Genomic DNA, 16,118 nt, shown 5'->3' with positions numbered 1-16,118 from the left:
GCGTGCAGTAGAATGAACGCGCGTACATCTGCAATGCGACGGTGACGTTACGCCGAGGGAACTGCGGCGTCAATGGTCGAATATGTAGGGATAGATCGATGTTGACGACCGTTGCGGGCCAACCCGATACTGGCGCGCATATGCTGTGCACGCGCGTTCATGAGAATCATGTACTCGCGGCAGGTCTTCAGTGACGGTCGGCGAGCAGGCAGCAAGGGGGGACGATGGCCACGAGTGAAGAGGTGGCACGGCTCGCGGGAGTTTCCCGCGCGACGGTGTCGCGGGTCCTGTCGGGCACGGTGAGGGTAAGCGAGGCAGCGCGCAAGCGTGTCGAAGCCGCCGCGTCGAGTCTCGGGTACGAGCCGGACGTGGCGGCGCAAAGCCTGTCCGGGGCGCGCTCCAAGACGATCGCGCTCGGTTTCTTCGCCAACGACGCGTGGGCGTTGTCCCAGTTGATCCGGCCGCAGTACCACTTCCACCTCGACGTTCTGCGCCACATCGAGGAATCCGCCGGGCGGGCCGGCTACGACCTGCTGCTGCCCTCCCGCCCGGCAAGTACGGCCAGCGACAGCTACGTCCGGCTGCTGCGCTCCCGACGGGTGGCCGGCGCGATCATGGTCGCCTGCCCACCCGGCGACGTGCGGATCCAGGCCCTGGTCGAGTCGGGACTGCCGACCGTCTTCGTCGACACAATCGGCCAAGGGCCCAAAGCGACGTTCGTCACCTCGGACAATACCGACGGCGCGCGCCGGATCACCGAGCACCTGCTGGATCTGGGTCACCGACGAATCGCCCGGGTGACCGGCACCGAGACGGATCCCTCAGGTCGTGACCGCCTGACCGGGATCCGCCAAGCACTGGCCGCTCGAGGCCTCCCCGAAGACCCGGGGCTCGCTCGCAAGTCGGACTGGTCCACGGACGGTGCGTACCGGGAGATGCTCGATCTCCTGGCCACTCGACAGGACTTCACGGCGGTGATCGCCGAGAGCGACATGATGGCGATCGGCATCCTGCGTGCGTTGCGTGAGCACGGCCTGCGCGTACCCGAGGACGTGTCCGTGACCGGCTTCGACGACATCGACCTGTCCGCGTTCACCGGACCGCCACTGACCACGGTGCGGCAGAACGCGACGGACATGGGGACCAAGGCCGTCGGAGCGCTCCTGCGGGTCATGGAAGGGGCGACCGCGCCGCCGGTGGTACTTCCCACCGAGGTCGTCGTCCGCCGCTCGACCGCGGCCCCGCGCTCATGACGGCGACTCCGCGGCGCCGTGACGTCGTCGTACTCGCCGCCGCGGGCACGGCACTGATTCTGGACGCGACCGGCCCCGCCGTTCCCCGTGTCCTGCACTGGGGGGCCGACCCGGGGATCGCGGACCCTCCCGACGAGCTGATCCTGGGCACTCTCCCGTCCGGGCCCGTGGCCTCGGTCGACGCTCCCGTACTTCTGCGGCTCCTCCCGCAGCAGTCCGACGGCTGGGCGGGCCGACCCGGTATCACGGGAGACCGGGAGGGGCGCTTCCCGCACCTGCGCCTGGAACTGGTGCGACTGTCCGGCGTCGAACCCCGCGTCGGCACCGGCGGCCGGCTGCTGATCGAGACGTGCGACGCCGCGGCGGGCGTGTCGGTCGACACGGAGATCCACATGGAGCCCTCGGGCGTCGTGCGCATGCGTCACAAGGTGACCAACGACCACCCGGGAGTGTTCACGCTGGGATCCGTCACCTGCGTACTGCCGACCGGGGATGGGGCAACGGAGGTGCTGGACTTCACCGGACGGTGGTCCGGAGAACGCGCACCGCAGCGAGGCCCGCTCCGGCACGGACTGACGGTCCGGGAGTCCCGCCGCGGACGCACGGGCCACGACGCGACCGGCCTTCTGATCGCCGGTGAGGCCGCCTTCGGTTTCCGCCACGGCGATGTCTGGGCGGTGCACGCGGGTTGGAGCGGGAACCACGTCCACTACACCGAACGGCTACCGGAACACGGGCCGGTCCTGGGAGCCGGAGAACTCCTCACCTCGGGCGAGATCAGACTGGCCCGGGGAGAGTCCCATCAAAGTCCGTGGATCTACTTCGCCTGGTCCGACCGAGGACTCGACGGGCTCGCCGAGCGATTGCACCGGCGGCTGCGCGACCGGCCGAACCACCCCCGCACGCCGCGGCCCGTCGTGCTCAACACCTGGGAGGCCGTCTACTTCGACCACCGGCTCGACAAGCTCACCGAACTCGCCGAGCACGCCGCCCACATCGGGGTGGAGCGATTCGTCCTGGACGACGGCTGGTTCACCGGTCGCCGCGACGACACCATCGGACTGGGAGACTGGGCGGTCGACCGGACGGTTTGGCCCCAAGGGCTGCACCCGCTGGTGAAGCGGGTCCGGGAACTCGGCATGCAGTTCGGGCTGTGGGTCGAACCGGAGATGGTGAGCCCCGACTCCGACCTCGCCCGCGCGCATCCGGACTGGCTCCTCGCCGCGCCCGGCCGACCCGCCCTGCCGCACCGATCCCAGCAGGTGCTCGACCTGGCCAGGCCCGATACCTATGCATACATCCTGGCCCGCTTGCACGCCCTCGTCGACGAGTACGAACTCGACTACCTGAAGTGGGACCACAACCGCGATCTGCTGGAGGCGATCCACGCCGGTACCGCCGGGGTCCACGCCCAGACACTGGCCGGCTACCGGCTCCTCGACGAGCTTCGGGCCCGGCATCCCCACCTGGAGATCGAGTCGTGCTCATCGGGCGGCGCACGCATCGACTACGGCATCCTGGAGCGAACCGACCGGGTATGGGTCTCCGACACCATCGACCCACTGGAACGACAGGCGATACAGCGCTGGACCGGGCTGCTCGTGCCGCCGGAACTCCTCGGCTGCCATGTCGGGGCAGCCACCGCCCACACGACCGGCCGCAGCACCGCACTGGGCTTCCGCCTCGCAACCGCCCTGTTCGGACACGCGGGCATCGAATGGGACCTCACCGCCTGCACCGACGCCGAACTCGATCGACTCGGCGCCTGGGTCCGGCTGTACAAACGGCTCAGACCCCTGCTGCACACCGGCCGAACGGTCCATGCGGACCACCCCGACCCGAGCAGCCGGCTCCACGGCGTGGTCGCGGCCGACCGCCTGCACGCCGTGTACAGCCTGGTCCAACTGACCGGCTCCACCGACTCCGTCCCCGCCCGACTGCGATTCCCCGGTCTGGATCCACAGACCCACTACACCGTCTCGGTCTGCCCGGAGATCGGCATGCCCACCAGCTTTCCCTCCCGCCCCGTGCCCTGGATCACCCGCGGATCGGTCTGCGTGTCCGGATCGGCGCTGGCCACCGTCGGCCTGGCCGCACCACTGCTCGACCCGGCCCAAGCCGTGGTCATGGAACTGCGGGCCACAACGCCCGTCTCCAACCCACCGCCAGGCCGCGACTTCGACCCGCAATCACCGAACACGGCGCTCCGGCGGTGGTTCGTCGACGGCGGCTTCGAATAGCGGTACGCCATGAAGCGGCACTGCTCACGGGGGAGGTGATGCCGTCGGCGAGTTCGTCCCCGGGATCCGGAACCGGCCGCCGCAACGCGCTCCCGAGGGCTTGCCGCGTGGGCGGAGTGCCTTCTGCCGGAACTGCCAACGACCTTGCCGACGCCAGCCCCGGCGGCCGGAAGACTCATGCCGACTTCACGCACGTCGCCGCGTGGGCCGATAGTCCACGTCGCGTTGGCCGTGGACACCATCTCCCGTCGCGTCGTCGGCTGGTCGGTCGCCACCGACAAACGCACCGACCTCGTGCGCTCCGCGTTCGAGATGGGCCTGTGGCAGCGCGACCGCACCCAACACCCCGTCCGGCGCGGGGAGTCGGTCCACCACAGCGACGCCGGGTCGCAGCTTGGGTTCAAGGGGTCGTTGCAACATGCGCGGGACCTGCGGCGAGTTCCCGGGCGTCCTTGAGGCGGGGGATCTCCACGGGTGTGGTGGGGTCGGCGCGCGCGGCGTTGTGGTGAAGTTCTCGTCGCCGTCCGGCGGTTGGCCGTACCGGTTGGTGCCCCAGCCCCACACGCTGGGGTCGCTGGTGATGTCGTGGTGGTGGGCGCCGGCGACGATGTGGCTCACGCCTTCGAGCCAGTCGACGTCGACCGGCACGGTGCCGCTCTTGGTGCTGCGGGCTTGAGGTCACGGCCCGGGCCAGGGGTGGCCCGTAGGAGCAGCACCGCAACTGCCCCGCCATGGAAAATACCGCCGCTTCTTCTTAAAACAGGCAACTTGCGAGATGGCGCGGTGACAGACTGGCTTCGCGACGTAACACCGGGTACTTCAGGGCGACTTGAAGGCCGCTCGTGCGCCCGGAGCTTCGTTGCGTTCGGGACGGGCCGGCCCGGATTCCTCGCACGGCGGCGGCCCGCATGGACAGGACTTCGAAATGCTCCAGGAGAGGAATCTCTTGCCCATCGGAATTCGGCTGCCGCGCGGCTTCGCCGCCATAGGCACCGCCCTGCTCGCCACCCTGTTCGCCGTCGCCGCCGTTCCGCCGACGGCGTCCGGCGCCGCGGCGGCGTCCCCCATCTGCCTGAGCGGCAAGCTCCAGTACGACTACCAGTCGGCCGAAGCCGGCACGAACAAGCCCACGATGACCAAGCCGGTCCGCAACGCGAACGCCCAGCTGTGGGGCAAGGAGAAGTCCACCGACGCCCCGCACCAGCTCACCCCCGACTACCAGTACACCGGCGTCGACGACGGCGGCTTCAACCTCTGCTACACCCCCACCTCCACCACCTCGATGAGCAGCATGTGGGTGCGGTTCCGCACCGAGAGCACCAAGCTGTGGAAGGTCGGCGACAGCACCGGCGCCCCCTACACCCTGGACTCACCCACCCAGGCCAACATCGCCGCCGGCATCAACCTCGGCACCCTCAAGCCGTCTGCCGGCACCGCGCGGGCCTGGCACGCCTTCGACACCGTCAACCTCCTGTGGTGGAAGCGCAACAACCCCGTCAGCGACTGCTGGTCCGCCCACGAGGCGAACAACAACGCCTGCACCGAACTCAACATCCGGTGGACCGCCGACTCGGTCGACGGTCCGGTCTACGACCTGGCCAACACCGTCCACCTCTCCGCCGCCGACCCCGACTCCGAACACACCGTGCTCCACGAGGCCGGCCACTTCCTGCTGCACCGTCTCTACAACGGATGGTGGCCGAACGTCACCGGCTGCAACCCGCACTACATCGAGAAGGCCAGCTCCGGCACCTGCGCCTGGGTCGAGGGCTTCGCCGACTCCACCGCCGCCCACCTCCTCGGGGACTACCGCTACGTGTGGCCCAACGGCGGCAGCAAAAGCTTCACCTACTCCACCGGCTGGGACACCGGGGACCAGGTCCAAGGCAACGTGGACGGCTCGCTGCTCGACCTGTGGAACAACCTCGACGGCGGCTGGAACGGCACCATCGGCGTGCTGACCACGCACACCCCCTCCACCTTCGCCGACTACTTCAAGACCACTCGGCCCGCCGCGAACCCTCCGCTCGCCACCACCGGAAGCGCGTTGACCCGCCTGGCCGCCCACGCCATCGACTACGGTCCCACGATTGTGGGCGACGGCCGAACCCACGCCCTCACCAACGGCGGCGGCCTCGCCATGGAACGCGTCGGCCAATGCGGCGCCTCCGGCAGCGCCCCCGCCACCCTCTACACCTACGATCCCACCAGCGCCAGGCAGCAGTGGACGCTGAGGGCGAACGCGAACGGCACGGCGAAACTCATCGACGGCTGCCCGGACGCACTCGTGCTGACCGCGCCCTACAACGCCGGCGACCAGGCCACCCTGCGGGCCGTCAACTCCTCCAACCCCTGGCAGGAATGGCAGGTCACCCAGAACGGCAGCGGCACGCTGACGATCACCAACCCGGCGAGCGGATACTCCCTCGACAGCGCCACCGTCACCACCGGCGCCGCCGTCATCACCAACCCGGCCGCCAACACCAACACGCAGAACTGGGCCGCCCTCAACTGACAGCCGACAGCACCCCCGGCGCTCCTGCGGCCTCCGGGCCGTCGGAGCGCCCCTCTTGGGTACGGCCAGACCTTCTTCTCCCCGGCCCTCTCCCCTCGGACCGCGACGGCGGGCGCACCTTCGTCTCGTGCCGCCCCGACGCGGCAACGCCACCCGATGCCTGCGCCGGGAGTGGATCAGCGTCGTCGCTGTACCTGCCGCTCCGCCCTCCACATCCTCGACCCGGCGACCCGCCCGATCACACAGCACCTCGCACGCGACACCGGTCGGGCGTGCGCACCGGCTGCCCAAGCCCGGTCCGCACGCCCGACACACCAGAGGACAATCACGACGTCGTGCGCCGCTGATCGGACGTCTCCCCGTCCGGTGCTCCGCCAGGCCACCACCGCCGCACATCCACGAGTGCGGACAGCGCGGGCACCGCGAGATCGGGCCGCTCGTCGAGTGGAAGCCGCGAAAGCAAAACGAGCACATGGGACCGGCCGAGTGCCGCGGCGTCCGCCAGCGCCGCACGCCAGAACCTTGGCCAGTGCTCCGGAAGTGTCACCGAGGACGCGAGCGCGAGTTCCGTACTGGCACGCGCCCGCTCCGACGGCGAGGGATGTCGTGCGACGATGCCCGCCACCTTGTCCAGGAGGCCCGGTGTGAGGTGACGAGCAAGTTCTTCGACGGTCTCGGAGAACGCCCCGTGCCATCGGCCGTCATGGCGTACCTTCTCGAAGAGTTCGCCGATCAGGGCGGCGGACTCCTGCTCCCCGAGCCAGGGGAGAATCCTGGTCAGCGCATGGGAGAGGTCCCACGTCGAGGCGCCCTCGTGCAGTTGCCTGGTCAGCAGACTCAACAGTTCGGCGCGGAGCACCGGGTCGGCGGTCGCGGCCAGTTCGGCGTACACATCGATTTTGCCCCCTTCGGGGAGGTTGTGTGCGATTCGTAGGGCGCGACGTCGTGCCGCCGGATCCAAGTGCGGTGCGAGGACGGCGAATCCGCTGCGAATCCGCCATTCCGAACGGTCGTGATACCGCTCGCCGGCGGTCATTTGCTCCAGACAGTCCAGCGTGTGGGCGACCGCAGCCTCGCGGTGGGCGGCGGGAAGGTAGGGGATCAGGCAGCTCAGCTGACGGAGCCGCTCGTCGGGATCGTCCGTGACGAGCGTCGGCGCGAAGGCGTCGAACGTGTCTTGCGGCCTTGCGCGCTCGGCCACCCGATCGGCGCTCCTCCAGAGCACATCCAGGTTTTCGCATCCCTCGTCATCGTCGTGCCCGTGGGGGACGAGCGCCGAGGCCATGGCCTCATGCAGCAGGGCCGGCACGTCATCGGCGGGGACATGGCAGGCTACGGCGGCGAGTTCGCACGCTCTGTGACACGGATTGCTGACGCGCCGGGCGATCCGCAGCGCTGACGCGATCACGTCAGGCGGCATCTCCGCCTCGCCGGTCGGCAGCGGCTCGCGAACGGTTTCGTGGACGACTGCGGGGATGCGCAGCGCAAGGGCGAGTTGCTGCGCGGTCGTCGCGTGGGTGAGCAGCAGCCGGACGATGCCCTTGCGGTCACTGAGCCGCGCCGCCTCGCGAGCCCGCCCCAGTAGGTCGTCGTGCCCCGGCCCGTCGGTGCGCGCTGCGAGCGACACGAACAGCCGGGCCGCGCCTGCCGGATTGCCCTCGGCGGTGACCGCGGACGCCACCTCGCGCAGCGCCATCCTCGCCAGTCGCGGGACGATCCGGGCCAGGAGATCGACCCGCGTATCGTCATCGGTCAGCGTGACGATCCGCCTGACCAGGCCGGGCTGCTCATCGGACGGCTGAGCGGGTGTCAGGTTCGCCAACGCGCCCGCCCAGGCGACCGACGGCTCGGGGCGCCGCAAGGCCAGGTAGCGACATAGTTCGTCGCGCGTGAAATGGGGCGCGAGAAGACGAAGGGTGTGTGTCGCCTCGTCGTCGTGCATGGTGCGGGCGGCCGCGCGTCGCAGGAGATGGTCGGGCGCAAAGGCGGCGCATGCGGCGACCTGCCGCGCCGCGGCGGCGGGATCGCTCTCGAACAGCGCCTCGACCCGCTCCTCCAACAGCTCGCGACGACCGGGCTCGGGAACTGTCCGCAGCAACGCGACCAACCGCTTGTCCCACGGTCGTAGACTCCGGTCTCGCAGCAAGTCGGTCGCCCGCGCGATCAGCTCGGACCGATCGGGATCGGCCAGGCGGGGAATCGCGCAGGTCAAGATGGAAGCGGCCGCGTAGGGCCCGGCCTCCGGAAGCTCCCGGTGGACCAGCTCGCGTAGCTGCGGATCCGACAGATGTTCGGCGAGGTCCTCGACGATGAGGTGACGGCCGCCTCTCAGTTCCGGCGCGGATCTGTCGCCGGTGAGCCGTTCGTGAATCAGCGCGTCACGATCCGCGCCCGCGGCCGCCAAGGCCGCCCGCAGCGCCTTGCTCCGATCGTGGGGACTACTGCCCGGTTTCCGGGCCCACTCCAGCACCTCGCCATAGAGCTGCGGCAAGGCCGACAGCGCGTCTGGCAGTACCTCGAGGAAATAGCGGCGATCGACGCCATGCCGTGCCCCTGCGCGCAGTTCGCGCAGTGCGTGCTGCGGAAACCACCTTGCCGCGTTCGCGAGGACCCACGCGCGGAACTCCGCTGAACGCGAAGGATCCCCGTCGGCCGACGCCAATGCGCGCTCGAATATCGACTCACGTTGCTCCGGGCCCGCCACGTCCAGCAACTGCACCAGCAAGACGATGCGATGCACCACGATGTCGCAGCTCTCGGCGGCCTGCGCGGCCAACTCGACCAGGTTGCGTCTGCGCCGCGGAGCCCGACTCGCCGCACGAGCGAGGAATTGATACGCCGCCGAGCGCTCCTGTGCGTCGGGCATCAGCGCGGCGTATGCCTCGGCCTGCGGAAAGGTCCACACCCGGTTTCGTAGCAGGGCCGACAGGACCGAGGCGGGTATCGCCGCCGCGCGCGTCACGATCGAGCTTCGGATGAGGTCGTAGCGGATCTCCAGAGCCATGCGCACATCCCGCTGCGTCGCCGAACTCGCCTGGTCGGTGCCGGCAGCGGCCCGCTCTCGCGCCATGGCCAGGTCGTCGAGGTACTCGTGGACCAGTCCGGCGCGCTCGTGTGCGACGAACCAGGTGTTGACCCGCTCGTCATGGCGGGACTCCGCGGCGAACAACCGGTCGAGGAGATCGTCGCGGCCGGCCTCGACCAGATGCCCGGCCACGTGGGTCAAACCGTAGCGGTCGCGGTCGTCGAGCCCCGCGACTTCGACAAGGCCGGGCAATCCGGCGTCGAGTCCACCCCACCCGTCGAGGAACGCTGTCGCGAGCCGTTCGTGCAACGTGGCCCAGTGCCCGCGGACTTTGTCCCGTGTGTAGTCCTGCAGTAGTTCGTGTAGGACGAACGTCTCCGTCTCGGGCCGCAAGGTCAGCAGGCAGCGGCGTGCGAGCAGTTCGACCGTGGTCGCGGTGTCGATGTCGTCCAGACCGCGATGTCGCCACATCAGTTCGGCGACCTCGACCGGGACCGGGCCACAGTCGGCGAACACCGCCAGATCCTCGTAGCATGCGCGGGTCACCTCGGCCAGTGTCCCGGTGCTCGCTGCGATCGCCGCCGGCACGGACGGATGTTCGTAGTCCGGCAGTTGCTTCACCAGCGCTGCGGGGCGGGGCCGGGCCAGGGCTCGCAGGAGCCGGTCCCATCCGTAGCCCTCACCGGCCAGCGCACCGCAGATCGCCAGCGCCAGCGGAAGCCCACCGCAGTGCTCGGCCACCTCGCCCGCCTCCGGCGACAGGTCCTGTGGCGGCACGCGCGCGTACGCCGCCAACACCGCCCGCGCCGCCCGCGGGTCCAGCGGGTCGACCCGAATCCGGACCTGGCCGTGAGAGACGACCTGCAGGTCCCGGGTGGTGATCAGCATGGCGCATGCCGAGCCGAACACGTCCATCGCCCTCACCTGGGCACTCACAGTAACGTTGTCGAGGACAATCAGACTGTTGAGTGATCGAAGTCCGGCGCGTAACGCTGCGATTCCCGCCTCGGGATCGGTGCCCGCAGTCGGTGTTCCCATCGTGGTCGACAGCGCCGCGCGGCAGGCGTCGGCGGATCGGTCGTCGGCCGAGAACCACAACACTCCGTCTCGGAACCGCTGCTTGATCCGCGGGTCACCGGCGACCGCGCGGGCCAGTGTCGATTTGCCCGCTCCACCCATCCCGACCAGTGCCACCGGCGTCCGCGCCGACACCGGGTTCCTGTCCCCACCGGCCGCGCCGAGGGCCGCCACGATGCGCTCATGGACCCCGGGTCGAGCGACGAACTCCGCAGGTACCGGCTCCACCTCGGTCCGCGGCACCGTGACGGGCGGGGACTGCCCGTCACGGTTCGAGCGGCGTTCCTCGGCGGCCGCCTGCCAGAGCTTCCGCCACGTGCCGAGAGGCTTGGCCTGGTAACCCTGACGGGTTTGCTTCATGTGAAGCTGTATCACTGCGATCGCGGCGCCGACGTCGTCGAACGACTTCGGGAAGTCCTCCCCCCGTCGCCACTCCGACCACCGTTGCTTGGGAACACGGGCATGCCTGAGCAGCATCATCTTGTCCGGACAGTCCTTCCACAGCTCGTCCAGTTCGCGGACCCACCGTGAGAACGCGGTTCTCGATTCCCCAGTCATCAGGCGTCCGCATCCCTTCGCGTCGTCCGGACCGGACCCGACCCGGACCAACCGGACCATCGATATCGCTGCCGGCCATCGGCCGTCGTTCCCGCCGCGCAGGTCCGGCCTCGCCCCGGACCGAACGTCCCTCTGGCCTGATGGGACCCGAGCAGCCCCGCAACGGGCCGGGGCGCCCCAACCATCGGAGAGGCACGATGCAGCAGAAGAACCTCTCGCGCACGCGCGCGTTCCCGCGGCGCCTGACGCGGCTCGCGGTCCGAGCCGCCGTCTGTGGCGCAGCCACCGCCGTCGGCTCGGGTGCAGTCGGGATCATCCTCGAGTGGGTCACACACAAGTGACCCGTTGACCACGGTTTGCGAATGGCCGCCACCCGACTCGGGCCGCGGTCATTCGCGGCCACCCGCCGTGGCGACCACGCGGACCCACGAACTCGGCCGACCGCCCCTGGTGCGGGCGCCGTCAGCGGCAACGCGCAGAACCGGATCACCACGTCACCACCCATCCCCGCCGGAAAGCCTCCTCGCGCACATATCGCTCGCTCAACGTAGCGCGTCGTACACGACGAAGAGCAGGCAACGAACAGGCTTGTCACCGGCCGTTATCCGACACCTTGTGCCGGACCTGCCCTCCGCGGCGACACCCGGCCACGGACGAACCTCATCCCGGCAGGCGGTGACTCGCGGGCACACTCGTGAACCACCGGACTCCCGGGGCCGCTCGTTCGTGGCGTGGCGACAGGGCGGCGGGCACCGAGGGCGTGCGGATCCTGCGGTGGATCCGCTTTTTGCCGCTGGATCGGGGGCGAATCCGGACGCCGGGCATGGCGGGTCCGCCTCGTGCGCTCGGCCACACCAGCCATGCCCGTTTCGACCGGCTGGACGACAGCACGATCACTCGGATCCGAGCGCAGGCCGCGCGCACGCGTCCGGGCCGGCCGACCTCACCGGCTTCGAACCAGCCCTGCGGATGGACCTGCCGGGGCTCGCCCTCGACCGGCGTCCCCACGACAGCCGCTGCGGTGTCGTGGACATGTGCCCGAGTCGTGTCATCGGAAGTCGGCGGCGTCGATGTCGTAGCGGATGAACGCGCCGGTGCTCTCCCACCCGGCGTGGATGCCGGTCGCCAGGAGGAGTCCGCCTCGGGATGCCTCGCCGTCGAAGGTGGCGGTGAAGCGGTGTTCGCGCCAGGGGCCGCCGTCGGGGTTGCCCCACCGCGGCAGGGAGACCGAGGCCAGGGCGCCGGACGGGCTCACGGTCACGGTCACCTCGTGCGGATGCCCGGCGACGACGACGTGGGCGACGGCCCGCGTGTCGTCGACGGCCTGCCAACGCACCTCCGGGCGCAGCGCGAAGGCGGGCATCATCACGTACTCCCCGGCCAGGCGGCCCGCCGTGCTGCGGGTGATGTCCGTGAGGGACGCGCCGACGAAGGGCAGCACGCCGAACAGACGCCAGTGCGTCGTGCCGCCGTTGGCGTCCAAGCGGTCGAATCCGTTGATCCGGATCCCGGCCGGCCCGCGCACGCGCGCGTCCCAGCGGAAGGCGGTGGGCGGGGTCAGGGTCTGTCGGGACACGAAAGGACACCACCTTCGCCGGACCCGGATGCATCCGTGCGCGCGCAGGTCCACCGAGGTCGGGGCGGGTGCGGCGCCCGGGACCGTGTGGGCGAGCCATCGCCGGATCGGCTCGGGTGGCTCGCCCCGTACGGGATCGGCCGATTCGGCGAGGCGTTCGGTGGGCTGCGCGGGAGTGGGTTCCTCGGGCTGTGCGGGAGGTGCCGGCATGGCTTCGGGTCCCGTCGGTAGGGGATCGGATCCGGGCGGCCCGCCACAGTAGGACTCGGCCGGGCCCGTCACGTGGACGATGCCCGGCCGAGCCTGGTGGCCATCAAAGGAGCCAACGGTGGTCCCGGACGATCGGCAGGCGGGCCCACAGGGCGCCCAGCCCGAGCCGGCTGCCGACGGCGACCGCGGCGAGGGCGATCAGGGAGATGGCGTACATGACGTGGTAGTCGGCGAAGGGGTTGGTGGAGGAACTGGGCTTGCCGCTGTCGAGGTGCTTGGCGGGCGGCCATTCGGCGATCCACATCAGCGCCATCATCGCGGTACCGGACAGGGCGGCCAGGCGCAGACCGATGCCCAGGATCAGCGCGACGCCGACGCCGAGCAGGCCGAGCATGAACAGCCAGTCGGCCCAGGGCTCGCCGGCCCAGCCGCGCAGGGTGCCGGCCATCGGACCGACGTCCACGTGGGAGAGGAAGCCCTTCGTGGGGGAGCCGCCGTCGACCCATCCCTTGCCGCTCGCGGTCGCGTAGCCGAGGCCGAAGGTCTTGTCCAGGAACGCCCACAGGAACACGAAGCCCAGCAGGACGCGCAGGCCGGCCACGGCGATGTCGGTGGTGCGGACCGCGGCGACGGCCGGGGAGCCGGTCGCGGTGTCGGGCGCGGATCCGTCGACCGTGGCTCGGGGTGTCGGGGCGGAGCGGTGCAGGTGCGGGCGCGGGGACAGTCGGTGCTGGTGCGACGTTGCCATGTCGGTTCCCTCCCTGGTGACGCCGGGCCCGGTGCCCGGCGCTCGGCCACGAACGTGTTCCGCCGGGCCGTGACATCAATCTCCCGCGTGTCCGGTGCCCACCCCAGGGCCGATCGGCCCGAGTCGTCGGGTCCAACAGCCGGTCCCGTGGGGCGTTGCGGGCGAGCCGCACGCGCACCGAAAACGGGCGGTCGCCCCCGATCGATCGGGGACGACCGCCCGCGCCCGATGGGCGCCCGGGAGGGCATCGCACCTTCGTGCCGTGCCCTCCGTTCGCGCGTGACCGGAACGCCGGGTCAGCCCACGGGCACGAGCAGGACGGGGGCGTGTGCGTGATGCAGCACCATGTGGCTGACCCGGCCCAGGCGGGTCCCGAAACGCGCGGTGCGTCGGTGGGCGGCCAGGACCACCAGGTCGGCCTCGCGGGACGCCTCCACCAATGCGCGACCCGCGCCTTCGCGCACGAGCCGCACCTGGGACTCGATCTCGGGGTGCTTGGCCCGAGGCACGGCCGTCCACGCGTCCAGGGCGGCGCGCTGCAGTGCGCTCGCCGTGGCCAGGGACTCCAGCGCAGGCGCGGGCAGCCCGATCGGCGCGGGCGCGACCGGCGGGAGCGCGTTCAGCGCGCACACCCGCAGATGCCGCAACTGGGCCTCCTCGTAGGCGGCTTCCACGGCGGGCTGGCAGTCCGCGCCCTCGACGCCGACCACGACCAAGCCCTCGGCGTCGTCGTCCACGATCCGCGAGGGGTCGTGTTCGCCACGCACCACGAGCAACGGGCACGGCGTGTAGGCGGCCACCGACAGGCTGACCGAGCCCAGCAACAGGCCGGCCATGCGTCCGTGCCCGCGGCTGCCGACCACCACGAGAGAGGCATTTTCGGCGGAGGCGAGCAACACCTCGTGCGCGGCGCCGCGGCGGACCCGCCCGATCGTCCACACCTGCGGGTGCAGCGCCTGCGCGTGCGCGACGGCCGCCTGGATCGCCTCCTCCGCCTCCCGACGGAGCTGCCCGACGTAGGAGTCGAGTTGGCCGTCCTCCGGCAGCGTCCACGCGCCGACGATCTCCAACGGCAGTCCGCGGTTCGCCGCCTCCAGGGCGGCCTGGGTGACGGCGGACAGCGCGGCGGGCGAACCGTCCACGCCGACGACCACGTGTCCGACGGGAGCGTGCGGGGTGACAGACATGGACTCGTCCCTTCTCGACGGCAACAGCCCGGCAGGGCCTGCCTGTTGAGTCCATGTCAGCGCATTCCGTAGGGCGTCGTAGGGGCCATTCGGCATGGGGAACCGGGCCGGTCGGCCCGGGTACGGCCCCGCCGGAATCGCTGGTGCGGCCGGGGGGCGATCCCGTGCCCCGTCCGAGACGGGACGGCGGCGTTTGGTGGCGTCAATCCAGCGGGACTCGCCAGTCCGGCAGGGCGCAGCCGTCCGGGGCGGCCCCGAACGAGCAGGTGCCACCGAGGGATTCGGCCCGCTCGCCCATGTTCCCCAGCCCGCTGTCGCGCGTGGGGGACGTCGGTGGGCCCACGCCGTCGTCGCGCACCCGCGGCTGCATGTGGTCGCCGTCGGTCCGGATGTGTACCTCCGCGTCCACCTCCCGCAGACAGCGCGAACGCAGCCCCGTGCCCGTACCCACGGCCGCGGGCCTTGAGGGAGAAGATCGTCGACCTGATCACCTCGACCGTGTCGTCCAGCGCGTCCACCGCCGATTCGACCCCGATGAAGCGGGTCGCGCTCCGGAGGGTCATGCCGGTGGCGAACAGGCGTTGGATGGCCAGGTCGTGCAGGTCCCGGGCGATGCGGTCGCGGTCCTGGGGCAGGGTCAACAGTTCGGCGCCGTTCCGCGATCTCCAGAGCCGGTGCCGCGTGGTCGGCGAACCCGGCGAACCCGGCGAACCCGGCGACCACGCGCACCACCGAGTCCGACAACTGCGGTCGCTGCCCGTCGAGGAGGACCGCCCCCGATATCGCTTGCGACACACACGACAGGAGCAACGCCATGACCGACACCACGCAGGCAACCGCGCAGACGAGCGCTGGATCCCGACCGTGCGCGAGGTGATGCACGGCCCGGTGGTCTCGGTGACCGCTGGGGAACCCTGTGGGCGGCGATGGACAAGATGATCGCCACTCACCCGCACCACGTCTGCGTCGTCGACGGCGAGCGGGCGCTCGGCTCATCAGCGACCGCGACCTCGCCGCCGTGTGGGCCTTGGACCCGCTGGGCCTCAAGCGGCACACCGCCGGACACGCCCTCGTCGGGACCGAGACGACGTTCGTCACCCCCGACACCGACGTGGTCACGGCCGGGGAGGAGTTGCTCGAGCACCACCGCGACGCCCTGCTGGTGGCCGATGTCGACGGCGGTGCGCTCGGCGTCCTGACCGACCGCGATCTGCTGACGGTTCTCCTGGGGCTGCACCGCCCGATACGGTGACAGGCGCGGGCGTCTCCGACGTTCGAGAATGAATGAAGGTACGACTACCTCCGGAGGAGGGCCGTGTCGACGTCGCCCATCCGCGTGTTCCTGCTCGACGACCACGAGGTGGTCCGCAGGGGCTTGGCCGACCTGCTCGGCGGTGAACCCGACATCGAGATCGTCGGGGAGTCGGGTTCGGCCGCCGAGGCCGCGCGGCGCATCCCGGCGTTGCGTCCGGACGTCGCGATCCTGGACGGGCGCCTGCCCGACGGCAGCGGTATCGACGTGTGCCGGGAGGTGCGCTCGCGCTTTCCCGAGATCAACGCGNTGATCCTGACCTCGTACGACGACGAGGACGCGTTGTTCGCGGCGATCATGGCCGGGGCGGCGGGATACGTGCTCAAGCAGGTCCGCGGGCAGGACCTGATCGCGGCGGTGCGCGCGGTGGCCGGCGGGCAATCCCTGCTGGATCCGGCGGTGACCACGCGTGTCCTG

11 protein-coding genes are annotated in these 16,118 nt (G+C 70.7%); 5 read left to right on the top strand and 6 right to left on the bottom strand.

Translation table 11 applies throughout. The features are described 5' to 3' along the window. Positions 1-224: 224 nt before the first annotated feature. Positions 225-1,253, top strand: coding sequence for a LacI family DNA-binding transcriptional regulator (locus A3IC_RS0148240; protein ID WP_026219605.1), 1,029 nt, complete (start codon positions 225-227; stop codon positions 1,251-1,253). Next, entirely contained in the window at positions 1,250-3,493 is a 2,244-nt protein-coding gene (locus A3IC_RS0148235; protein ID WP_020557237.1) for an alpha-galactosidase, read from the top strand. The genes A3IC_RS0148240 and A3IC_RS0148235 overlap by 4 nt, the downstream gene beginning before the upstream one ends. Before the next feature lie 186 nt (positions 3,494-3,679). Here the strand turns inward: A3IC_RS0148235 and A3IC_RS69520 are convergent, their stop codons facing one another. Beyond that, positions 3,680-4,141: an RCC1 domain-containing protein gene (locus tag A3IC_RS69520; protein WP_158696401.1), complete on the bottom strand. Its 462-nt coding sequence runs from the start codon at positions 4,139-4,141 to the stop codon at positions 3,680-3,682. 298 nt (positions 4,142-4,439) lie between these two features. On the opposite strand from A3IC_RS69520, the gene A3IC_RS60900 reads away from it, so the two are divergent. Continuing rightward, a complete protein-coding gene (locus tag A3IC_RS60900; protein ID WP_158696400.1) occupies positions 4,440-6,008 on the top strand; it encodes an RICIN domain-containing protein in 1,569 nt (522 codons plus the stop codon). 325 nt (positions 6,009-6,333) lie between these two features. Here A3IC_RS60900 and A3IC_RS0148215 read toward each other — a convergent pair whose 3' ends face one another. The 5 genes from A3IC_RS0148215 to A3IC_RS73950 form a co-directional block, all read right to left on the bottom strand. Next, positions 6,334-10,470, bottom strand: a complete 4,137-nt coding sequence (locus tag A3IC_RS0148215; protein WP_158696399.1) for an NB-ARC domain-containing protein — start codon at positions 10,468-10,470, stop codon at positions 6,334-6,336. A gap of 1,246 nt (positions 10,471-11,716) precedes the next feature. Further along, a complete protein-coding gene (locus A3IC_RS60895; protein ID WP_020557231.1) occupies positions 11,717-12,454 on the bottom strand; it encodes a DUF6544 family protein in 738 nt (245 codons plus the stop codon). Between the two features lie 103 nt (positions 12,455-12,557). Then, complete coding sequence (locus A3IC_RS0148200; RefSeq protein WP_020557230.1) at positions 12,558-13,202, bottom strand: DoxX family membrane protein; 645 nt, start codon at positions 13,200-13,202, stop codon at positions 12,558-12,560. A gap of 296 nt (positions 13,203-13,498) precedes the next feature. Next, the gene (locus A3IC_RS0148195) at positions 13,499-14,389 is read right to left on the bottom strand and encodes a universal stress protein (protein WP_026219603.1); all 891 of its coding nucleotides are present in this window, start codon (positions 14,387-14,389) and stop codon (positions 13,499-13,501) included. Positions 14,390-14,591: 202 nt separating this feature from the next. Then, complete coding sequence (locus tag A3IC_RS73950) at positions 14,592-14,840, bottom strand: sensor histidine kinase (protein WP_020557228.1); 249 nt, start codon at positions 14,838-14,840, stop codon at positions 14,592-14,594. 567 nt (positions 14,841-15,407) lie between these two features. Here A3IC_RS73950 and A3IC_RS0148180 point away from each other — a divergent pair. After that, positions 15,408-15,641: a CBS domain-containing protein gene (locus A3IC_RS0148180; protein WP_020557226.1), complete on the top strand. Its 234-nt coding sequence runs from the start codon at positions 15,408-15,410 to the stop codon at positions 15,639-15,641. Positions 15,642-15,704: 63 nt separating this feature from the next. Beyond that, the coding region (locus tag A3IC_RS0148175; protein WP_020557225.1) for a response regulator at positions 15,705-16,118 on the top strand (414 nt) is incomplete at its 3' end.

The sequence above is a fragment of the Embleya scabrispora DSM 41855 genome (assembly GCF_000372745.1).
Taxonomy (GTDB): Bacteria; Actinomycetota; Actinomycetes; order Streptomycetales; family Streptomycetaceae; genus Embleya; species Embleya scabrispora.
Note: the sequence above shows the minus strand (reverse complement) of the source record. Positions and strands in the feature narration are given on the sequence as shown.